Below are 20,324 nucleotides of genomic sequence, written 5' to 3'. Positions count from 1 at the left end.
ACTGCCCAGTATATGTGCTTCAACTCACACTATCAGCACGCGCGGTGTGACAGCTCAGACCCGCGCGCCGTCGTCGCTGCCGGCCCGTTTGGCGGGCATCTGCATGAACAGGACCACCAGACCCAGCAGGATGGCGGCAATCAGCGCTGCGGTGGTCCAGCCCGGAAAACCTACCGGGAGGAACGGGAAGACAATCAGGCACACGATCCCGCCCAGGACCAGCAGGGCGCCAACGACTACCCCGGGTTTGGCCCCGGCCACCGGACTCTTGGGGTTCGGCGGACGAAAGTCTTCCTCCTCCTCGGCCGCCGGGGTGAAGTCACGAGGGCCGCGCTGACCGAGGTTCTTCGGGACCGGGCGCCCCGGCTGCGGCCGGGCGGTGCGGCGGCGGTAGTGGTGACCGTCCTCACGTGAATTGCTCATAGAGTCAGACTATCGGTTCGCGCCAGTAGAGTAGTAGCGCCTGTCCCCGGCTCGAGAGGAAGAGACTGACCGTGGCGTCGCTAACCTTCTACCGAAATGCAAAAAGGTTCCTGGTCGGTCCGGCGATCAACACTGTGTTCCGCCCCTGGGTTAAGGGGCTGGACAACATCCCTGCCGAAGGCCCGGCGATTCTGGCCTGCAACCACATGTCTTTCTCCGATTCGGTGTTCATCCCGGTGGCTGTGCCGCGACCAGTGAGGTTCCTGGCGAAGAATGACTATTGGAAGGGCAAGGGGTTCACCGGGAAGTGGAATCGCTGGTTCTTCGACATCACCGGGCAGATTCCCATGGATCGGTCCGGTGGAGCCGCAAGCCAGAACTCGCTGGCCGCCGGTGAGGAGGCACTGCGGCACGGAGATCTGCTCGGCATCTACCCCGAAGGCACCCGCAGCCCTGATGGCCGTCTCTACCGAGGCAAGCTCGGTGTGGCGCATTTGGCGCTGCGCACCCGTGTCCCCGTCATTCCGATGGCGCTGATCGGCACCGACAAGGTCCAGCCCATCAATCGCACCATTCCTCGGGTGCACCGAGTGGGCCTGATCATCGGTGAGCCGCTGCACTTCGATGCGTATTACGCCAATGCGGATGACCGGTTCGCCCAGCGGGCGGTGACCGACAAGATTATGTCGCAGATCATGAGGCTCTCCGGGCAGGAATATGTCGACATCTATGCCTCGGTCAAGAAAAGGATGGACGCAGGCGGTCAAGGGAGCCCGTCCAGCTCCTGAGCGGCACTCTCTCATCTGGAAAGAAGCAGGACCCCCAGACCCGAAGGTCAGGGGGTCCTGCTTTATACCCGGGTGCGCGAGGGGGGACTTGAACCCCCACGCCCGTGAAGGCACTGGCACCTGAAGCCAGCGCGTCTACCAATTCCGCCACTCGCGCAATGGCCCCCGTTATCCCGGATTTCTCCGAGCCCCTGGGGGCCTGAATCTGCTGAAAACAGCGAGAATCATCCTAACCCGAGCACAGCGGAAGTTCCTAATCGAGCAGACCGATAGACTCGGCAGCATATGTCCGCCACCGCCTACACCGCTGCCGACCACACGGCCGAGAGCCTCAATTACCCCGACCAGCTGCCGGTCACCCATGAGCGTGGCACCATCCTGGATGCGGTGCGTGAGCACCAAGTGGTGGTCATCGCCGGAGAGACCGGCTCCGGAAAGACCACTCAGCTGCCGAAAATGCTGCTGGAGCTGGGGCTGGACCGGAAGGGCCTGATCGGTCACACCCAGCCCCGGAGGCTGGCGGCACGGTCGGTGGCCGAGCGATTGGCCGAAGAGCTCGGCTCGGATCTCGGCAGCACCGTCGGGTACCAAGTTCGCTTCACTGCGGAAGTCGGGGCGGAGACCTCAGTGAAGCTCATGACCGACGGGATCCTGCTGGCCGAGATCCAGCGTGACCCGCAGCTGCGGAAGTATTCGGCGATCATCATTGATGAAGCCCATGAGCGCAGCCTCAACATTGATGTGATCCTGGGCTATCTGAAACGGCTCCTGCCTGAGCGTCCTGACCTGAAGGTGATCATCACCTCGGCGACCATCGATCCGGAGCGTTTCAGTGAACACTTCGGCGGCTGCCCCATCATTGAGGTCTCCGGGCGCACCTATCCGGTGGAGATCCGCTACCGGCCGCTCACTGACCTGGATGCGGCCAGTGATGAGGAGCCCACCCCGGTTGCCGAGCGCGACGAACTCGACGCCGTCTGCGATGCGGTGGTGGAGCTCAGCGCCGAGCCAGATGGCGACATCCTCGTCTTCTTCCCCGGTGAGCGCGAAATCCGTGACGCCGCCGAGGCCTTGGCCGAGACCGTACGTCACCACCGGAGGCTGGCCGGTGCGGACATTCTGCCCCTGTTCGGGCGGCTGTCCCTACAGGAGCAGAAGCGGGTATTCAACCCCGGCGGGCGCCGGCGTATTGTGCTGGCGACCAATGTGGCAGAGACCTCGCTGACGGTGCCGGGCATCAAGTACGTGATCGACACCGGCACCGCACGAATCTCCCGGTACTCCACACGTACCAAGGTGCAGCGACTGCCGATCGAGCCGATCAGCCAAGCCAGCGCCAATCAGCGTGCCGGCAGATGCGGACGCACCAGCGACGGCATCTGCATCAGGCTCTACGCCCAGCAGGACTTCGAGTCCCGCCCAGAATTCACCGACCCGGAGATCCTGCGGACCTCACTGGCCAGCGTGCTGCTGCAGATGTCGGCGATGGGCATCACCACCACGCCCCAGGAGCTGCTGGACTTCCCCTTCGTGCAGAAGCCTGATGCCAAGGCGGTCAATGACGCGGTGCGGCTGCTCTCTGAGCTCGGCGCCCTGGAGCGCTCGGGCCGGGTGACCTCCACCGGCCGACGGATCGCCGCGCTGCCGGTGGATCCCCGTCTGGCCCGCATGATGGTCGAAGCCGCACGCCGAGAGTGCCTCACCGAGGTCACCGTGCTGGCAGCGGGGCTGTCCATCCAAGACGTGCGCGAGCGCCCCGCCGAACAGCGCGACGCCGCAGACCAGTTGCACGCCCGTTTCACCGATGAGAAATCCGACTTCTCCGCCCTGCTGAACCTCTGGCGCTACCTCACCGAGAAGCAGGCCGAGCTCTCCTCCAGCCAGTTCCGCAAGCTGTGCCGCCGGGAGCATCTGAACTGGCTGCGCATCCGCGAGTGGCAGGACCTGGTCCATCAGCTCGGAGAGCTGGCCCAGCAGGGGAAACTCTCTCCCCGGCGGATCCGCACCCGCGACCCGGTGGACCACGTGAGCAAGCATGACCAGATCCACAAGTCGCTGCTGGCGGGACTGCTCAGCCACCTGGGCGTGTATAGCCCGCGCACCCGCGACTACCAGGGGGCACGCGGCACCCGCTTCGCGATCTTCCCCGGCTCCGGCCTGTTCAAGAAGAACCCGGATATGGTCATGGCCGCTGAGCTGGTGGAGACTTCCCGCCTGTGGGCCCGTGGAGTGGCGGCGGTGGACCCGGCGTGGGCCGAGGAGATCGGCGGACACCTGGTCAAACGCAGCTACACCGACCCCGTCTGGTCCGCCAAGCGTGGAGCGGTGGTGGCCACTGAACGAGTCACCCTCTTCGGCGTTCCCCTGGTGGCCGACCGCAGCGTCCTCTACGGGAAGATCGACCCCGAGTTCGCCGCCCAGGAGTTCATCCGGCACGCGCTGATCGAAGGCGACTGGAACACCCGGCATCATTTCGACCAGCGCAACCGGGCGCGGTTCAAGGAGATCGCCGAGCTGGAGGACCGCACCCGCCGCAAGGATCTCCGCGCAGCGGACCACCATCTGGTGGAATTCTTCGCCGAAAGGCTGCCGCCGCACATCACCTCCCAGCGAGCCTTCGACGCCTGGTGGAAGAAGCAGCGCCATGACACCCCAGATCTGCTGGACCTCCCGGATTCGACCCTGCTGGCGCCGGAGGCCGAGCAGGTGGACCTCGAGGCCTTCCCGGAGCACTTTGACCACGACGGGCTGAAGCTGGAGCTCACCTACGCCTACGAAGCCGGGGTGACCGTCCGGATTCCTGTGCTGTTCCTGAACCAGCTCGAACCCCACCGGTTTGAGTGGTTCATTCCCGGCCGGCGCACCGAGATGATCACCGCCCTGATCCGGTCCATGCCCAAGCAGCTGCGGCGCAATTTCGTTCCCGCCCCGGATGTCGCAGCCCAGGCACGCCAACAGGTGGAGCAGGAGTACGACGCCGCCAGCACACCTCTGCGCACCGCCCTCGCCACTGTGCTGAGACGGCTCAAGGGTGTGGTGGTGGAGCCCGGAGACCTGGACTTCGAGTCGCTGCCGGACCACCTGCGATTCACTTTCGGGGTGATCAGCGACCGGGGCCGGCTCCTGGACTCCGGATTCGACCTCGCTGAGCTTCAAGTGCGCTTCAGCGGTGAGAGCCGCGAAGCCATCGGCCGTTCGGTCACCCAGAAGCCTGCCCCCTCCCCTGCACAGCAGGGCCGCCCCGCCCAAGCCGTGCCGCTGGGTGCTGATCTGGGGCAGCGTCACCAGACCTCGTGGACGTTCGGCACCCTGCCCCAGCAGGTCTCCGCCGAAGCTGAAGGCCGGCAGGTCACCGGCTACCCCGCCCTGACCCCGGACCCCTCGACTGGTCAGGGCACATCCGGGGTCCGGGTCACCATCACCCAGTCCCCCCACGAGCAGCAGCGGACCCACCGGCGCGGCGTCGTCGCACTGCTGAGCGAGGTGCTTCCCTCCCCGCAGCGCTATGTGGTCGAGCATCTGAGCAACCGGGAACGGCTGGCCTTCGGGCAGTTCGGCGAGGTGGAGGAGCTGGTGAGCGAGTCCACCGCTGCCGTACTGGACCATCTGGTGCCCCAGCAGCTGCCCTACACCGCTGATGCCTTCCAGCAGCTGGCCCGGCAGGCGCGAGCTGATCTGATTGAGACGGTGCTCTCACTGACGGACGTGCTGGCCCAGGTCCTCACCCTGCACACGGAGGTCCGCGCCCGGCTCAGTGCGGTGAAGTCCGCCGCGCTGCAGCCGGCGGTGGCCGATATGCAGGCGCAGATCGCACAGCTGATCTATCCGGGGTTCGTCACCAGTACCGGCTTCGCCCGGATGCGCCACCTGCCTCGGTATCTCCGGGCGATGCTGGTGCGGCTGGATCGGCTGGAGTCCGGTCAGGGCGTGGCGCGGGATGCCACAGACATGCAGCAGGTCCAGCAGGTGGAGGATGAGTTCGACGCCGCGGTGGAGGCGGTGCCCCCGCAGCTGCCGGTGCCTGCCGAGCTGACCGGGGTGAAGTGGATGATTGAGGAGCTGCGGGTCAACTTCTTCGCTCAGCAGCTGGGCACCGCCGAGCCGGTGAGCGTGAAGCGGCTCCGCCGGGCGCTCAAGCAGGCTCAGACTGGCGGGCAGTAGCCCCGGGCACTGGGGAAGTGGCCGTTCAGTCCTGCTCCGCCGGGACGTGCTCAGCGTCGCCCATCAGGCGCAGCGCCACGCGCAGCTTCTCTGCGGACTCATCCATCTGCGCCGGGTCGGGATCCTGCATGGCCTTCGAGAAGTCGAAGTCTGCCAACGAGTTCGAGGGCCACACGTGCAGGTGCAGGTGCGGCACTTCATATCCGGCCACGACCAGGCCGGCCCGGGCGGAGCCGAAGGTCTCCACCTGCGCTTTGCCGATTCGCTGGGCCACGGTGGTCAGATGCGCCATCAGCTCACTGTCAGCATCGGTCCACCGGTCCACCTCCGTGCGGGGAACGACCAAGGTGTGGCCGTAGGCCAGCGGAGCTATCGAAAAGAACCCCACGCAGAGCTCGTCCTGCCACACAAAACGGGCCGGGAGCTCGCCACTGATCACCTTGCTGAACACAGTACTCATGGCTCCACTGTATCCCTCCGTTCCGGAGCGTGAACAGGGTTGCCTGCTACCCTGGTGACACCATGAGCACAAGCATCTCAACCCCTCCGGTGAAGGGCAGATCCACCCGTCAGAAGCGGGCTGTGTGGGCCGCGCTGAGCGAGCTGGAGGACTTTGTCTCCGCCCAGGAGCTGCACCGGATTCTCAGTGACCGCGGAGAAAAGGTGTCCCTGGCCACGGTCTACCGGGTGCTGCAGAACCACCAGGAGGAGGGGCTGCTGGATGTCCTGCGGCCCGATGATGGGGAGGCGATCTACCGCCGCTGCGCCGCGGAGGTCCACCACCACCACCTGGTATGCCGCAGCTGCGGGCTCGCCGTGGAGTTCGAAGCCCCGGAAATGGAGTCCTGGGTCGCCCGGCTGGCCGGGGCCAACGGGTTCACCGAAGTGCGGCACACCCTGGAGGTTTACGGCCTCTGCCAGAGCTGCTCCGCAGCCTAGAGCGCTGATGAGCGAGCATCCGCAGCAGCGAGCAGGTGCCCTGATCCTGCACGGCTTCACCTCCACGCGCGAGTCCATGCGCCCGGTGGCAGATGCTGCCGCCGCGGCTGGTTACCAGGTGGAGCTGCCGCTGCTTCCCGGACACGGCACCCAGTGGCAGGACTTGGCGGCCACTCCGGCCGAAGCACTGTGGGAAGCCGTCACTGACGCCTATGCGCGGCTGCGTGCGGACTGCGACGTCGTGGTTCCTGTGGGGCTGTCCATGGGCGGGGCGCTGGCACTGTGGGTCGCCGCGCAGGAGAAGTCCGCAGGCGTCGTCGTCATTAACCCGGGGCTGCGGCTGAAGCCGGGCACTGGACGGCTGGCCCGGATCCTGTGGCGAGCCAAACCGACCGTCGCGGCAGTCGCCGGGGACATCGCCAAGCCCGGCGTCACCGAGGAGGCCTACGAGGTCACGCCGCTGCGCGCGGTGGTTCAGCTGGACCGGATCTTCGCCCGGGCTCGGGCTGCACTTCCCATCCTGGCCTGTGCAGGAACTCCTGTGCTGCTGCTGCGTTCCCCCATCGACAATGTGGTCGGCTCCGGCTCAGCAGAGTTGCTGAAACGCTCAGTGCCGCAGACCCAGGAGGCGATTCTGCGCCGCAGCCGGCACGTGGCACCACTGGATCATGATGCGCAGCTGATAGGCAGACGCACCACTCAGTTCATTGAGTCCGCTGTGACGGCGGCGAACCGGGCCCGCTGACGCCGGCCCACCAGCAGGCACACCACGTAGATCAGGAAGCTGATCGTGGTGATATAAGGGCTGATGGGCACCGTCCCCATAATGGCGATCATAATGCCGGCCACCGCTGAGAACAGGGCGAAGCCGCAGGAGAGCAGCACCACCACCACGGGGCGGCGTGCGACTTTCAGTGCTGCCGCACTGGGGACCACCAGCAGCGCCAGCACCAGCAGCGCCCCCACCACCTGCACACTCATGGCCACGGCCCCGCCGAGCAGGACCATGAATGCGATGGTCAGCAGGTTGACGTGGACGCCGCGGGCGGCCGCCAGCTGCGGATCCACTGAGGAGAACATCAGCGGGCGCCAGATGAGGATAAGGATCACACTGATCAGCACCGCCACGGAGATCAGCGTCCGGGTCTGCATATCGTCAACGCCGACGATCTGACCGGTGAGCAGACCGAACTTATTCGCGGTCCGGCCCTGATACAGGTAGAGGAAGAGGATACCGAGTCCCATCCCGAACGGCATCAGCACCGCGGTCACTGCGCTGACCTCCCGGTCACGGATGCTGAGCACACCGATCAGCGCAGCCGCCGCGACCGCTCCCAGGGTGGAGCCCAGAACCACGTCGAGGCCCATCAGCAGGAACAGTGCGGCCCCGGCGAAGCTGATTTCGGCGATCCCATGGACGACCAGACCGGCGCGGCGCAGGTTGATGAAGACGCCGATGATTCCGCCCATCAGGCCCAGCACAGCGGCGGTGAGCACCGAGTTCTGCACCAGTTGGAACAGCTCCCAGTAGTTCTCTGTGCTGAATGAGGCGGCCAGTCGCTCAAGCATGGTGGGTCCCCTCGGAGTGTTCGCCCATCACGACCAGTCGCCCTCTGTGTTCGATCACTTCCACAGGTGATTGATACAGCTCGGTCAGCACCTCGGAGCGCATCACCTCCTGCACAGTACCGACCCGGTGGGCTCCGCGTGCGAAGTACAGAACACGGTCGACATGCTCGATGACCGGATTGATCTCATGGGTGACGAAGACGACCGCAGCTCCGCGGTCCACCGCCTGCTGGCGGATCAGCTCGGTGATCGCGCGCTGATGGTTCAGGTCCAGCGAGTGCAGCGGCTCGTCGCACAGCAGCAGCCCGGGGTCACCGGCCAGCGCCTGGGCGGCCCGCAGCCGCTGCTGCTCACCTCCGGAGAGAACCCCCACCGGGCGCTGGGCATAGTCCTGTGCGCCGACCTGCTCGATCAGTTCGTCGATGCGTCTTCGGGCTCGGCGGCTGACCCATGGCAGCCCGTACTTATGCCCTTCGAGGCCCAGGGCCACCAGGTCGCGGGCGCGCAGCGGGGTCTCCAGCTCCAACTGGTGGTGCTGCGGTATGTAGCCCACCTGCGACGACCCCCGGCGTACAGGTCTTCCCATCACCTCGACGGTGCCGGCGGTGAGCCGCTGCAGCCCCAGCAGCACTTTGAGGAAGGTGGATTTGCCGGCCCCGTTGGGGCCCAGCACGGCCAGGAACTCCCCACGCTGTAGGGAGATGTCGACCTCCGACCAGAGACTGCGCGCGCCGAATCCGACAGCAGCGGCCTCCAGCTGCAGTGCTGGGTCGGTCAACGCATCTCCTCCAGGGCGCCTTCCAGGAGGTCGAGGTTGGCCTCCATCCACTCCAGATACCCGTCCGAGTCCTCCGGCAGGGTCTCGGTGAACTCGAGCACCACCGCGTCGGCGGACTCGGCGGCATCGCGGATCCGGGCTGCCTGCTGGGTCTCGGTCTGGGGGTTGAACACCAGCAGGTCCACCTCTTCCGCCAGGCCGAGCGCCTCAGAGTACAGCCGTGGTGAGACATCGTCGCCGTGCTCCACGGCACTGAGGAACTCCACCGGGGTCGCGTTGTCAAAACCGGCATCATCCAGCAGGAACCCGCTGACGGCCTCGGTGGCCAAATAGCTCAGACCCTCAGCGCTCAGCTCACGGTTCCGCTGGGCCAGGGCGTCGAGATCACCGGCGAGCGCCTCAGCGTTCTCGGAGTAGAAGTCCGCGTTCTCGGGAGCCAGCTGGCCCAGATGCTCAGCGAAATCGAGCACGAACTCGCTCATCTGGGTCAGGTCGTACCAGATGTGCTCGTTCTCCCAGTCTCCGCCGGCGTCCTCCCCGTGCTGGTTGTCCCCTGGGATCAGCTGATAGACCTGGTCATCCTTGTCGGCGGCGGAGGCCAGCAGCGTCATAAAAGCGTCGTAGCCGCCACCGTTGGCGATGATCACGTCTGAATTCTCCACCTGCAGCCGGTCCTGCGGCGTGGCCTCGTAGGAGTGGGGGTCCACCGCCGTGGAGTCGACCATCGGCACCACCTCCACGGTGTCTCCGGCAATCCCCTGCACGAGGTCGGTATAGACGTCAATGGAGGCCACCACGGTCAGTCCGGTCTCTTCTGCTGAAGCATCTGACTCCGGGGCAGCAGCGTCCTGAGAATCGTCTCCGCAGCCTGCGAGCAGCAGCATCCCGACACACGCAGCGGCGGCCAGAAAAGATTTTTGCATTCGCCCAGAGTACACTTGTTGCAAACTGTTCTCAATGTCAGCAGGCGCGCCCTCAGGCGTTGTCCACCGAATGCTGGCGCCTGCTGTCGCGGGCCTGAGTGATGTCATGAATCTCGCCGACGAGCACTTCCAGGATGTCCTCCAGGAACAGGATGCCCACTGTCTCCCCGGCGTCGTCCATCACGCGCGCAAGGTGCGAGCCGGAGGCCTGCATCGCCGCCAGGCAGCTGTCGAGGTCATCACGGGTGCGCATATTGCCCAGCGAGCGCACCACAGTGACCGGGACCGGCGCGTCGACTGAAGCCTCCGGCAGCGCCATGACGTCCTTGAGGTGCAGGTACCCAGAGTACGCGCCGGATTCGGACTCGACGACGAATCGGGAGAACCCTGTGCGCCCGACGGCCTTCTCCACCTTGGTCGGGGTCACGTCCTGGGGGACGGTGACCAGTTCCTCCACCGGAACCATGATTTCTTCAGCCGTGTGCTCGGTGAAGTCCAGCGCCCCGGCGATGATCCCGGCCTCGTCCGTCATCGTCCCACCACGTTTGGACTCCGCGACGATGGACTCCAGCTCCTCGAGGGTGAAGGTGGAGATCACCTCATCGCGCGGGGTGACCCCCAAGGCCCGCAGAGTCAGGTTCGCGAAGCTGTTCAGCAGCCAGATCACCGGCATGAACACCCGGTAGAGCAGCACCAGGGGCGGGGCCAGCAGCAGCACCGCCCGGTCAGCCACTGAGACGGCAAAATTCTTCGGGACCATCTCCCCGAAGGTGACGTGCAGGAAGCTGACCAGCATCAGCGCCACCACCAGACTGACGGCATAGCTGGCCGCATCCGGCAGCCGCAGCGCCTCGAACGGCACCTCGAGCATATGGTGGATGGCGGGTTCGGCCATCAGCAGCAGCAGCAGCGAGCAGACGGTGATGCCCAGCTGGGCGATGGCCAGCATCTGGCTGACGTGCTCCATGGCATAGAGCGCCGTCTTTGCCCGCTTCGACCCCGCGTCGGCTTTGGGTTCGATCTGGCTGCGCCGGGCCGAAAGCACGGCGAACTCCCCGGCCACGAAGAACGCGTTGCCGGCTAACAGCACCACCAGCCATACCAGGCCCCACAGCTCTGAGGTCATCGTCCCCCCGTCCGTTGCCGTTCGGCGCGCTCTTCGGCAAGCTTCCGGACTTGCTCGGCATGCGCCTCCAAGGCTGCGCGGCGGGCCTCGGGGTCAGGCAGGAACTTCAATCGGTCGATCCGCCGGCCGTCGATGCCGACCACCCGGAGCCGTCCGGCCGGGAACTCCACCTCGTCCCCCAGGGCGGCCACCCGCCCCAGCTCATTGAGGATGAATCCGGCCACCGTTTCATAGGCGGAATTCTCCGGGATCTCCAACTCCAAGATCTGCGCATTGATCTCATCAGGGCGCATCAGGCCCGGGAAGTACCACTCCCCTGCGGCGGACTGGAGCACCCCGGGTGTGAGGGCGTCATGCTCGTCGGCGACTTCGCCGACGATCTCCTCCACCAGATCCTCCAGGGTCACCACCCCGGCAGTCCCCCCATATTCGTCCTCCACCACTGCCATCTGCAGGGGCGCCCGGCGCAGCTCGGCCAGCAGGGCGTCAAGGTGAATGGTCTCCGGGACTCGCGCCACCTCACTCATCACCGTGGCGGCCACCAGCGGTTCGCGTTTGCCGCGCGGAACGGCCACCGCCTTCTTCACATGGACGACGCCGCGCACCTCGTCGATCCCCGACTCGCCCAGCACGGGAAACCGGGAATGGCCGGTGCGCCGGGCGGTGTCGATCAGCTCGTCCAGGGAGGCCTCGGCGTCGATGGTGACCATCCGCGGCCGCGGAGTCATCACATCAGTGGCAGTCTGGTCGGCGAAGCGGAGTGTCCGGTCCAGAAAGGTGGCGGCCTGCTCATCCAAAGTACCGAGGCTGGCGGAGCGGCGGACCATGGCCGAGAGCTCCTCGGGAGTGCGCGCCCCGGAGAGCTCCTCCTTGACCTCGAGTCCGAACCGGTGAAGCACTTTGTTGGAGAAACCGTTGAGCACGATGATCAGCGGTCTGAACACTGCGGTGAAGACAAGCTGGGGGCGGGCCAGAGCGCGCCCGATCCGGAAAGATTCAGCCACTGCCAGGTTTTTCGGCACCAGCTCACCCATCAGCATGGTGGCCAGAGTGGCAATGATCATCGCCACGAATAGTGAGACGCCGAAGGCCGCGGCATCCGGAACTCCGGCGGCCTCGATGACAGGCCGCAGCAGCGTGCCCAGCGCCGGTTCTGTCACATAGCCGATCAGGAGGGTGTTCAGGGTGATGCCCAGCTGGCAGCTGGAGAGCTGGGTCGACAGAGACTTCAGGCATCGCATCAGCGGCACCGCACGCTTATCGCCCAGATCCACTGCGCGCTGAACTGTCGGCTGGTCGAGCGCCACCAGGGCGAATTCAACGGCGACGAAGAACCCGTTGCCGAGGATCAGCAGAATGCCGACCAGAAGGAGGATCCACTCCACTTAGCGCAGCCACCTCCGCGCTGGACTAATGAGAGACAGCAAGCCAGTCCGGGGAACGCCGGGTTGTCGATACTCCATAAGAATCCTGATTCTACACCGCGCCCGGGGCGCGGACTCCTCCGCTGCCGCTGGTCAGTGGCGAGCCGCTGGGCCTCACGTCCAGCCGGTGGGAACGGGCTTGCCCTCCTCGTAGCCGGCAGCTGATTGGACGCCGACGACTGCACGCTGGCGGAACTCCACCTGGGTGCGGGCACCGGCATAGGTGAAGGAGGAGCGGACACCGGCGGTGATGGAGTCCATCACGTCCTCAACGCCGGGCCGCGCCGGGTCCAGGAACATGGTGGAGGTGGAGATTCCCTCTTCGAACATGCCCTTCCGGGCACGGGAGAACGCCGACTCCGTCGAGGTGCGGTGCTGAACCGCACGGGCCGAGGCCATCCCGTAGCTCTCCTTGTACCGGCGCCCGTCGGCAGCGGTGAGCAGGTCCCCGGGAGACTCATAGGTCCCGGCCAGCCAGGAGCCGATCATCACCTGGGAGGCGCCTGCGGCCAGGGCCAGTGCGATGTCTCGGGGGTATCGCACGCCTCCATCGGCCCAGACGTGGGCATTGAGCTCCCGGGCGGCTTGGGCACACTCCAGCACGGACGAGAACTGCGGTCTGCCCACCGCCGTCATCATTCGGGTGGTGCACATCGCCCCCGGCCCTACGCCCACTTTGACGATGTCCGCCCCTGCCTCGATCAGTTCACGGGTTCCCGCGGCGGTAACTACGTTCCCGGCGACCACGGGCACGGGCTGCTCCAGCGCCTGCACGACACGCCGCACCTCACCCAGGGCCTCGATCATTTTCTGCTGGTGCCCGTGGGCGGTGTCGACCACCAGCACATCCACACCGGACTCCAGCAGCGACTCGGCGTTTCCGCGCACGTCCCCGTTGATGCCCACCGCCGCGGCGACCTTCAGCCGTCCGGACCGGTCCACGTTCGGGCGGTAGATGGTCGAGCGCAGAGCGCCTGCTCGGGTGAGGACTCCCAGCAGCTCCCCGGAGGCGGTGGTGACCGGCGCGTAGTTGGTCCCGGCCGACTCCATGGCCGCGAAGGCCGGCTCGAGGGCCACTGCGGAGGCGGCGTCGTCGGGCAGCAGGTCCTGGTCGGTGAACTGCACCTGCGGCATCCGCATCAGCGAGGCTACCGAGGAGAACCTGTCCACCCCGGCGGTGTCCGCGGCGGTGACCACTCCGGCCAGCTGGCCGGCGTCGTCCACCACGCACACCGCCCCGTGATTGCGCTTGTCCAGCAGATGCAGGACGTCAAGAGCAGTGTCGCTGCCGGTGACCTTCAGGGGGGTCTCCAGCACCGGGTGCCGGGACTTCACCCAGTCGGTGACCTCCCGGATGATTCCGGTGGGCACATCCTGCGGCAGCACCCCCAGGCCGCCGCGGCGGGCCATGGTCTCCACCATGCGCCGGCCGGTCACCGCTGTCATATTCGCTGCGATCAGCGGCGTGGAGCTGCCGGTCCCGTCGTCGGCGGAGAGGTCCACCTCGAAGCGCGAAGACGCCGCGGAGCGGGACGGAATGAGGAACACGTCCGCGTAGGTGAGGTCGTAGTCGGGGTCACTGATCAGTTGCATCACGGACACGATACCGTGAACGGTGGCAACCAACCGGAGAAAGTCATTATGCTTGATGGCGAATGATCCACTGAGGCACGACGCTGTGCCCGGCAACCAGATCGCAATGGAAGAGGCGTATTCACAGTGCCAGAGCTAACGTCCAGCCGTCTCGCGGAAGAATTTCCCGGCAACGAATGGCTGGTCGCCGACATTTATGACCAGTTCCGACTAGACCCGGACTCGGTAGACCGGAAATGGGCGGACATCTTCCGCAACCTGGAGGCTGAATCGGCCAACGGTGGTCCAGACCAAGCTCAGGCGGACACTGCAGCGCAGCAGAAACCCGCCTCCGGCGACGCCGCCGAGAAAACACCCCGGAAGAGCGTCGACTCTGAGCCGGATGCCAGCAATCAGAAGCCGGTGGATGAGACCACCCCGTCCACCGCCAAGCCTGCTGAGCCTGAGGCCTCGCAGAAGCCTCAGGCGGAGAAGAGCTCCGCACCGGCCTCCAAGCCGCCGGCACGCCGCCAGGCGGCCACGCGCCGCGCTGATCCCACCCGCCCCATCCCCTCGGAGCCAGCCAAGGGTGGCTCCAGCGAGAAGGCGCCGAAGCCCCAGGAGGATGAGCACAAAGTCCTCAAGGGCATCGCGAAGGCGATCGCCGCAAATATGGACGCCTCGCTGGAGGTGCCCACCGCGACCACAGTGCGTGCAGTCCCGGCGAAGCTGCTGATCGACAACCGCACGGTGATCAACAATCACCTCCGGCGCACCCGTGGCGGGAAGGTCTCCTTCACGCACCTGGTCGGCTATGCAATGCTCAAGGCGCTGCGGGGGCACCCCTCGATGAACGTCACCTATGACGTGGTCGATGGCAAGCCCACCGCAGTGCACCCCGCGCATGTGAACTTCGGGCTCGCGATCGACATGCCGCGCCCCGACGGGACCCGCGCACTGATCGTGCCGAACATCAAAGCAGCCGAGCAGCTCAGCTTCACCCAGTGGTGGGCCGCGTATGACGATCTCGTCAAGCGCGCCCGTGATAACAAGCTCTCCCCCGAGGACTACTCCGGGACCACCGTGAGCCTGACCAACCCCGGCGGCATCGGCACCGTGCACTCGGTCCCCCGGCTGTCCAAGGGACAGGCCGTCATTGTGGGTGTTGGTGCACTGGAGTACCCGGCGGAATTCCAGGGCGCCTCGGAGAAGACGCTGAACAATCTGGCGGTTTCCAAGGTCATCACCTTGACCTCCACCTACGACCACCGCGTGATCCAGGGTGCCGGATCCGGGGAGTTCCTCAAGACCATCCACGAGATGCTGCTGGGCAGGGACGATTTCTACGAGGAGATCTTTGAGGCTCTCCGCATCCCCTATCAGCCCATCCATTGGTCAGCCGATATTCAGGTCAATCCTGAGGAGCAGATCAACAAGGTCGCGCGGATCCAGCAGCTCATCCACTCCTATCGGGTCCGGGGCCACCTGATGGCTTCGGTGGACCCGCTGGAGTACAAGATGCGGGCCCACCCGGACCTGGACATCGAGAACCACGGGCTGACCCTGTGGGACCTCGACCGCGAATGGCCCACCGGGGGCTTCGGGGGGAAGCAGTCCCTGCCGCTGCGCTCCATCCTCGGTGTGCTGCGCGACACCTACTGCCGCAACACCGGCATCGAATTCATGCACCTGCAGTCGCCTGAGGAGCGGGATTGGTTCCAGGAGGAGGTCGAGCACCCCTACACCAAGCCCAGCCGGGACGAACAGTTCCGGATTCTGGCCCGACTGAACTCAGCAGAGGCGTTTGAGACCTTCCTGCAGACGAAGTTCGTGGGCCAGAAGCGCTTCTCCCTCGAAGGTGGCGAGTCGCTCATTCCGCTGCTGGACACCATCCTCTCCGGTGCGGCCGATGAGGGACTCGACGAGGTGGCCATCGGCATGGCCCACCGCGGGCGCCTCAACGTGCTCACCAACATCGCAGGGAAGACCTATGCGCAGGTCTTCCGCGAGTTCGAGGGACGGGAAGCCGGCACCGGCTCCGGTGACGTGAAGTACCACCTGGGCACCCGGGGGTCCTTCACCTCCGACCGCGGGAACACGACCCGCGTGTATCTGGCCGCCAACCCCTCCCACCTGGAGGCAGTCAATCCAGTCCTTGAAGGCGTCGTGCGTGCCATGCAGGACCGGCTGGACCGCGGAGCGGACAAGCTCGACAGCTTCTCGGTGATGCCGCTGCTGATCCACGGCGACGCAGCCTTCGCCGGACAGGGCGTGGTGGCGGAGACGCTGAACATGTCCCAGCTGCGCGGCTACCGCACCGGCGGCACCGTACATGTGGTGGTCAACAACCAGGTCGGTTTCACCACTGCGCCCTCTGCGGCGCGGTCCATGACCTACTGCACGGATATGGCCAAGGCCATCCAGGCTCCGATCTTCCACGTGAACTCCGATGACCCGGAATCCGTCGCCCGCGTGGCCCAGCTGGCCTTCCGGTACCGGCAGCGGTTCAACAAGGACGTGGTGATCGACCTGGTCTGCTACCGCCGCCGCGGTCACAACGAAGGCGACGACCCCTCGATGACCCAGCCGAAGATGTACAACCTCGTCGAGGCCAAGCGCACCACCCGCCGGCTCTACACCGAAGCTCTGGTCGGACGCGGTGACATCACGCAGGAGGAGGCCGACCAAGCCCTGGCGGACTACCGCCAGCGGCTGGAGCGCGTCTTCACCGAGACCCATGCGGCACAGACACAGCCGATCTCCACTGTCGAGCGAAGCGGGGGACCCTCCAGCAGCGACCTCGCTCCCACCGCCTCCCAGGAGGAGGAGGAGACTCCGGAGCGTTCGCCGCAGGACACCGCCATCAGCAGCGAGCAGCTGGCGCACATCGGCGAGGTCCACACCAACATTCCCGACGGATTCACTCCGCACCCGAAGCTGAAGTCCCTGCTGGAGAAACGCGCGAAGATGTCACGCGAAGGCGGCATCGACTGGGGCTTCGCCGAGATCGCCGCGTTTGGCTCCCTGCTCATGGAGGGCATCCCGGTACGGATGTCGGGTCAGGACTCGCGCCGCGGCACCTTCGTGCAGCGCCACGCGGTCTTCCACGACCGCAACAACGGCGACGAGTGGTACCCGTTGAAGAACCTCAGTGACGACCAGGGCAGGTTCTTCATCTACGACTCCCATCTCTCGGAGTACGCGGCGCTGGGCTTCGAATACGGCTATTCGGTGGAGAGCCCCAACTCGCTGGTGCTGTGGGAGGCCCAGTTCGGCGACTTCGTCAACGGTGGCCAGATCATCATCGACGAGTTCGTGGCCACTGCGGAGCAGAAGTGGGGCCAGCGCTCCTCCCTGGTCATGCTGCTCCCGCACGGCTATGAGGGGCAGGGTCCCGACCACTCCTCCGGGCGCCCCGAGCGTTTCCTTCAGCTGTGCGCCGAAGACAACATGACTGTGGTCATGCCCTCCACCGGGGCCAATGTGTTCCACCTGCTGCGCCGGCAGGCCGTGGCTCGTCCGCGCCGCCCGCTCATCGTGTTCAGCCCCAAGCAGCTGCTGCGGCTGAAGGCAGCGGCCAACTCGGTCGAGGACTTCACCACCGGGACGTTCCAGGAAGTCATCCCGGACCGGGACGTGGATCCCAAGAAGGTCAAGCGAGTGGTCGTGGTCTCCGGGCGGCTGTACTACGACCTGGTGGCCAAACGCAACAAGCACGACGACGACACCACCGCCATCGTGCGGCTCGAGCAGCTCTATCCGATGCCGGTGGAGACCCTGCAGCAGGAACTCGACAAGTACACCGAGGCAGAGTCCTTCATCTACGCCCAGGATGAGCCCGTGAACCAGGGCCCATGGCCGTTCTTCGGAATGAACTTCGCTCCCCAGCTGTCCCAGGATTTCTCCCTGGTGGCACGGCCTGAGTCCGCGGCCACCTCGGTCGGGCAGGCGAAGCGCCATGCTGAGGAGCTGGACGCGCTGCTCGCCCAAGCCTTCCCGCACCTGGATCAGTGATGGATGAGGAGTCGCCCTCGCGGAGGGTCAGGCTGGTGGCCGTCGGCGACGAGCTGTTGACCCCTGCGGCCGACCCCCGCGCTCTGGGATGGTTCGGCCGTGTGCTGTCGAAGACGCCGTTGGAGGGCCTCCAGCTGGAGCCCTATGTCCTCGCCGTGCCCGGGGAGGGCGTAGAAGCTCTCTCCAAGCGCTGGGAGGCGGAGGCGGCGTCGCGGTTCGGGCCCATTGCCGGCAGCGAGGCCGCCGAGCGTTACCTCCTGGTGGCGCTGAACGATAAGGACCTGCGAGACGCCTCCTCAGCGCGGGCTCGGCTGAACCTGGCCAACATTCTGGACCGGGCGTCCCAGCAGGGCATCAGGTGCTTCGTGGTGGGACCGGTGCCCGGATTGGATCCGGACCACAACCGGCGCGTGGCTGAGCTCAACCGGGCCTATATGGACGTCGCCGAACGCCGCGGACACACCTATGTGGACGCCTTCACCCCGCTTGCCGATCATGCCCAGTGGCGCACGGATCTCACTGCCAATGAAGGCCGGCCCGGACAGGCAGCCTTCGGCCTGATCGCCTGGCTGGTGCTGCACCGCGGCTGGTACGCCTGGCTGGGCATTAACGAGTAGAGCTCCACCAGTTGACCTGATGGAGCTCTACGTCGCTGATGATGCTCAGGCGTTCGGCCGCTTGCCGTGGTTGGCACTGTTCTTGCGGCGCGCCTTACGCTTACGTCCACGCTTACCCATAGTGGACTCCTTTCGTCGACAACCCGCCCAAGTTTACAGGAACATCTTCAGTGGCGGGCTTCAACCTTGATCTGACTGATGCGCTGGATGATGGTCAGCTTCAGTGTCTCCGGAGCCTGCTCGGTGCAGGAGCGTTTGACCACGGAGCGGATCAGGCACTCGAGATCGTAGTCCGAGGCGCACTCCGGGCAGTCGCTGAGGTGATCTTGGACATCATTGATGTCGTCCCGGGACAGTGCTCCGTCCAAGTACTCGTAAATGCGTTCCAGGCGTTCTACGGCCTCCGCCGTCGACTCGCAGTCCCTGCAGTTCTCAGTGCCCATCAGGTTTCCTCCGGCCGCCTAAAGCCGCGCTCCCGCGCGTAGTCCGATAACAGATTCCGCAGCAGTTTCCTTCCCCGGTGCAGTCGGGACATCACTGTCCCGATGGGGATGTTGAGGATCTCCGCAATCTCTTTGTAGGCGAACCCCTCCACGTCGGAGAAGTACACCGCCAGCCGGAACTCCTCGGGAATCTGCTGAAGCGCTTCTTTGACGTCGGTGTCCGGAAGGTGGTCGAGCGCCTCCGCCTCGGCCGAGCGCAGTCCCGAACTGGTGTGCTCAGCCGCTTGGGCCATCTGCCAGTCCTCGACCGTGTCGGTGTTGGCCTGCTGCGGCTGGCGCTGCTTCTTGCGGTAGATGTTGATGTAGGTGTTGGTGAGGATCCTGTACAGCCATGCTTTGAGATTGGTGCCAGGCTTGTACTGGTGGAACGCCGAATACGCCTTCGTGTACGCCTCCTGGACCAGATCCTCGGCGTCCTGAGGATTACGGGTCATGCGCATCGCCGCCGAGTACAGCTGATCCACGTACTGCAGCGCCTCACGCTCGAACCTGGTCCGGCGCGCGGCCTCGGTCTCCGCAGCAACGTCGATCTCCTCGGACAATGTGGAGGCAGGGGCAGTGTGCTCACTCATCACTGCCGAGTCTACGCCCACCACCTGATCCTTCGCGGGACGGTCTAACACGGCCACATTCATGCTAGTGAGAACCACCGCAGGGGCTCCCACATTCCTCACCAGTTGGTAGATTAGACCCGGACAAGCGTTTTAAGGCGCGGGACTGAAGCCTCAAGGAGGAACTAGCATGACTCTGATCCGCAAATTCGCCCGGCCGCTGCTCGGCGCCACCTTCATCTATGACGGTGTGGAGAAGCTGCGCAACCCCGATGAGGCTGCGGAGGAGCTCTCACCCGCTCTGAACGACATTTCCGGCTTCGTTCCGCAAGCTGAGCAGCTGTCAGCGAACCCCCGCCTCACCGCACAGGTGCTCGGCGGGGTCCAGGTCGCTGCGGGACTCGCGCTGGCTGTAGGCAAGTTCCCCCGCGTGGCAGCCTTCGCGCTCAGCGGGGCGCATAAGTTGAACTCCTACGCCGAGTTCCGCTCCGCCGAACTGCAGTCTCCCGGTGATGAGGTAGTGCAGCGGAAGATCCTGCTGAAGAACATCGCCATACTCGGTGGCTTGAGCTTCGCGCTGGTGGACCTCAACGGTCGGCCGTCCCTGGCTTGGCGGGCGGAGCACATCTCCAAGCGCGCCAAGAAACAGGGCACCCGGTTCGGGGACAACACCCGCAAATGGGCCGAACACCTCGGCGATGACGCGGCCAAGACGCTGAGCTCCTGGGAGAAGGACGCGAAGAAGAGCTTCAAGAAGACCGAGAAGCAGGCGCGAAAAGCCGTGCGCTCGGCTGCTGCTCAGGCGAACAAAGCCAAGGACAAGGTGTCCTGAACCCAGAGCCTCCGGTGAATACGCACCAGCACACCGCCGCGCCGTCAGTCCCGGAATCGGACCCTGGGTGGCCAGCTCCACACCGCTCTTCGCCGGTGCACGGG

Annotated in this window: 18 protein-coding genes and 1 tRNA gene; 7 read left to right on the top strand and 12 right to left on the bottom strand. The window is 65.5% G+C overall.

Annotation, left to right across the window (positions count from 1 at the left end; genetic code table 11):
• Window positions 1-54 precede the first annotated feature (54 nt).
• Window positions 55-423 (bottom strand): hypothetical protein, encoded by a 369-nt coding sequence (locus FEF27_RS04265; RefSeq protein WP_138169623.1) that lies wholly within the window; start codon window positions 421-423, stop codon window positions 55-57.
• A 71-nt stretch (window positions 424-494) separates the two neighbouring features.
• On the opposite strand from FEF27_RS04265, the gene FEF27_RS04260 reads away from it, so the two are divergent.
• Complete coding sequence (locus FEF27_RS04260; RefSeq protein ID WP_138169622.1) at window positions 495-1,211, top strand: lysophospholipid acyltransferase family protein; 717 nt, start codon at window positions 495-497, stop codon at window positions 1,209-1,211.
• A 73-nt stretch (window positions 1,212-1,284) separates the two neighbouring features.
• On the opposite strand, the gene FEF27_RS04255 is transcribed toward FEF27_RS04260, so the two are convergent.
• Window positions 1,285-1,368: transfer RNA gene (locus tag FEF27_RS04255), tRNA-Leu, on the bottom strand.
• 128 nt (window positions 1,369-1,496) lie between these two features.
• Between FEF27_RS04255 and hrpA the strand changes: the two genes are divergently transcribed.
• Window positions 1,497-5,372: an ATP-dependent RNA helicase HrpA gene (gene hrpA, locus FEF27_RS04250; protein ID WP_138169621.1), complete on the top strand. Its 3,876-nt coding sequence runs from the start codon at window positions 1,497-1,499 to the stop codon at window positions 5,370-5,372.
• Between the two features lie 25 nt (window positions 5,373-5,397).
• On the opposite strand, the gene FEF27_RS04245 is transcribed toward hrpA, so the two are convergent.
• Window positions 5,398-5,832 carry an HIT family protein gene (locus FEF27_RS04245; RefSeq protein ID WP_138169620.1) on the bottom strand — a complete coding sequence of 145 codons (435 nt, stop codon included), beginning with the start codon at window positions 5,830-5,832 and terminating at the stop codon, window positions 5,398-5,400.
• 62 nt (window positions 5,833-5,894) lie between these two features.
• On the opposite strand from FEF27_RS04245, the gene FEF27_RS13295 reads away from it, so the two are divergent.
• A complete protein-coding gene (locus FEF27_RS13295) occupies window positions 5,895-6,311 on the top strand; it encodes a Fur family transcriptional regulator (protein ID WP_166429910.1) in 417 nt (138 codons plus the stop codon).
• A 7-nt stretch (window positions 6,312-6,318) separates the two neighbouring features.
• Window positions 6,319-7,056, top strand: a complete 738-nt coding sequence (locus FEF27_RS04240) for an alpha/beta hydrolase (RefSeq protein ID WP_166429909.1) — start codon at window positions 6,319-6,321, stop codon at window positions 7,054-7,056.
• On the opposite strand, the gene FEF27_RS04235 is transcribed toward FEF27_RS04240, so the two are convergent.
• From FEF27_RS04235 to guaB1, 6 genes are all read right to left on the bottom strand, one after another.
• Window positions 7,011-7,880, bottom strand: a complete 870-nt coding sequence (locus FEF27_RS04235) for a metal ABC transporter permease (protein ID WP_138169618.1) — start codon at window positions 7,878-7,880, stop codon at window positions 7,011-7,013. The genes FEF27_RS04240 and FEF27_RS04235 overlap by 46 nt on opposite strands.
• On the bottom strand, window positions 7,873-8,658 hold the full coding sequence (locus tag FEF27_RS04230; RefSeq protein WP_243729072.1) for a metal ABC transporter ATP-binding protein: 786 nt from the start codon (window positions 8,656-8,658) through the stop codon (window positions 7,873-7,875). The genes FEF27_RS04235 and FEF27_RS04230 overlap by 8 nt, the downstream gene beginning before the upstream one ends.
• The gene (locus tag FEF27_RS04225) at window positions 8,655-9,581 is read right to left on the bottom strand and encodes a metal ABC transporter substrate-binding protein (protein WP_166429908.1); all 927 of its coding nucleotides are present in this window, start codon (window positions 9,579-9,581) and stop codon (window positions 8,655-8,657) included. The genes FEF27_RS04230 and FEF27_RS04225 overlap by 4 nt, the downstream gene beginning before the upstream one ends.
• 52 nt (window positions 9,582-9,633) lie before the next feature.
• Window positions 9,634-10,707 carry a hemolysin family protein gene (locus tag FEF27_RS04220; protein ID WP_138169616.1) on the bottom strand — a complete coding sequence of 358 codons (1,074 nt, stop codon included), beginning with the start codon at window positions 10,705-10,707 and terminating at the stop codon, window positions 9,634-9,636.
• Window positions 10,704-12,092 carry a hemolysin family protein gene (locus FEF27_RS04215; RefSeq protein ID WP_138169615.1) on the bottom strand — a complete coding sequence of 463 codons (1,389 nt, stop codon included), beginning with the start codon at window positions 12,090-12,092 and terminating at the stop codon, window positions 10,704-10,706. Before FEF27_RS04215 ends, FEF27_RS04220 begins: the two co-directional genes overlap by 4 nt.
• A 153-nt stretch (window positions 12,093-12,245) precedes the next feature.
• Window positions 12,246-13,724, bottom strand: coding sequence for a GMP reductase (gene guaB1, locus FEF27_RS04210; protein WP_138169614.1), 1,479 nt, complete (start codon window positions 13,722-13,724; stop codon window positions 12,246-12,248).
• A 126-nt stretch (window positions 13,725-13,850) separates the two neighbouring features.
• Between guaB1 and FEF27_RS04205 the strand changes: the two genes are divergently transcribed.
• Both FEF27_RS04205 and FEF27_RS04200 read left to right on the top strand, forming a co-directional pair.
• Window positions 13,851-17,717 (top strand): multifunctional oxoglutarate decarboxylase/oxoglutarate dehydrogenase thiamine pyrophosphate-binding subunit/dihydrolipoyllysine-residue succinyltransferase subunit, encoded by a 3,867-nt coding sequence (locus FEF27_RS04205; RefSeq protein WP_138169613.1) that lies wholly within the window; start codon window positions 13,851-13,853, stop codon window positions 17,715-17,717.
• Window positions 17,717-18,334 (top strand): GDSL-type esterase/lipase family protein, encoded by a 618-nt coding sequence (locus tag FEF27_RS04200; RefSeq protein WP_138169612.1) that lies wholly within the window; start codon window positions 17,717-17,719, stop codon window positions 18,332-18,334. Before FEF27_RS04205 ends, FEF27_RS04200 begins: the two co-directional genes overlap by 1 nt.
• A 45-nt stretch (window positions 18,335-18,379) precedes the next feature.
• On the opposite strand, the gene FEF27_RS13845 is transcribed toward FEF27_RS04200, so the two are convergent.
• From FEF27_RS13845 to FEF27_RS04190, 3 genes are read right to left on the bottom strand one after another with little or no spacing between them, the layout of a single operon-like run.
• Window positions 18,380-18,454 carry a 50S ribosomal protein bL37 gene (locus tag FEF27_RS13845; RefSeq protein WP_373868394.1) on the bottom strand — a complete coding sequence of 25 codons (75 nt, stop codon included), beginning with the start codon at window positions 18,452-18,454 and terminating at the stop codon, window positions 18,380-18,382.
• A gap of 47 nt (window positions 18,455-18,501) precedes the next feature.
• Window positions 18,502-18,777: a mycothiol system anti-sigma-R factor gene (gene rsrA, locus FEF27_RS04195; RefSeq protein WP_138169611.1), complete on the bottom strand. Its 276-nt coding sequence runs from the start codon at window positions 18,775-18,777 to the stop codon at window positions 18,502-18,504.
• Window positions 18,777-19,409 (bottom strand): sigma-70 family RNA polymerase sigma factor, encoded by a 633-nt coding sequence (locus FEF27_RS04190; protein WP_138169610.1) that lies wholly within the window; start codon window positions 19,407-19,409, stop codon window positions 18,777-18,779. Before FEF27_RS04190 ends, rsrA begins: the two co-directional genes overlap by 1 nt.
• Window positions 19,410-19,578: 169 nt before the next feature.
• On the opposite strand from FEF27_RS04190, the gene FEF27_RS04185 reads away from it, so the two are divergent.
• Window positions 19,579-20,220: a DoxX family protein gene (locus FEF27_RS04185; RefSeq protein ID WP_138169609.1), complete on the top strand. Its 642-nt coding sequence runs from the start codon at window positions 19,579-19,581 to the stop codon at window positions 20,218-20,220.
• Window positions 20,221-20,324: the final 104 nt, after the last annotated feature.

It is taken from the genome of Nesterenkonia sphaerica (assembly GCF_005771565.1).
GTDB classification, from domain to species: domain Bacteria; phylum Actinomycetota; class Actinomycetes; order Actinomycetales; family Micrococcaceae; genus Nesterenkonia; species Nesterenkonia sphaerica.
The sequence above is the reverse complement of the archived record's forward strand: the minus strand, read 5'-3'. Positions and strand labels throughout refer to the sequence as shown.

What these genes read in the sequence shown, in the direction of transcription:
- FEF27_RS04220 (WP_138169616.1), bottom strand. Translation starts at nt 10,707, where the DNA reads ATGACCTCAGAGCTGTGGGGCCTGGTATGGCTGGTGGTGCTGTTAGCC.
- FEF27_RS04190 (WP_138169610.1), bottom strand. Translation starts at nt 19,409, where the DNA reads ATGAGTGAGCACACTGCCCCTGCCTCCACATTGTCCGAGGAGATCGAC.
- FEF27_RS04235 (WP_138169618.1), bottom strand. Translation starts at nt 7,880, where the DNA reads ATGCTTGAGCGACTGGCCGCCTCATTCAGCACAGAGAACTACTGGGAG.
- FEF27_RS04185 (WP_138169609.1), top strand. Translation starts at nt 19,579, where the DNA reads ATGACTCTGATCCGCAAATTCGCCCGGCCGCTGCTCGGCGCCACCTTC.
- FEF27_RS13295 (WP_166429910.1), top strand. Translation starts at nt 5,895, where the DNA reads ATGAGCACAAGCATCTCAACCCCTCCGGTGAAGGGCAGATCCACCCGT.
- FEF27_RS04245 (WP_138169620.1), bottom strand. Translation starts at nt 5,832, where the DNA reads ATGAGTACTGTGTTCAGCAAGGTGATCAGTGGCGAGCTCCCGGCCCGT.
- hrpA (WP_138169621.1), top strand. Translation starts at nt 1,497, where the DNA reads ATGTCCGCCACCGCCTACACCGCTGCCGACCACACGGCCGAGAGCCTC.
- FEF27_RS04265 (WP_138169623.1), bottom strand. Translation starts at nt 423, where the DNA reads ATGAGCAATTCACGTGAGGACGGTCACCACTACCGCCGCCGCACCGCC.
- rsrA (WP_138169611.1), bottom strand. Translation starts at nt 18,777, where the DNA reads ATGGGCACTGAGAACTGCAGGGACTGCGAGTCGACGGCGGAGGCCGTA.
- FEF27_RS04225 (WP_166429908.1), bottom strand. Translation starts at nt 9,581, where the DNA reads ATGCAAAAATCTTTTCTGGCCGCCGCTGCGTGTGTCGGGATGCTGCTG.
- FEF27_RS04240 (WP_166429909.1), top strand. Translation starts at nt 6,319, where the DNA reads ATGAGCGAGCATCCGCAGCAGCGAGCAGGTGCCCTGATCCTGCACGGC.
- guaB1 (WP_138169614.1), bottom strand. Translation starts at nt 13,724, where the DNA reads ATGCAACTGATCAGTGACCCCGACTACGACCTCACCTACGCGGACGTG.
- FEF27_RS04200 (WP_138169612.1), top strand. Translation starts at nt 17,717, where the DNA reads ATGGATGAGGAGTCGCCCTCGCGGAGGGTCAGGCTGGTGGCCGTCGGC.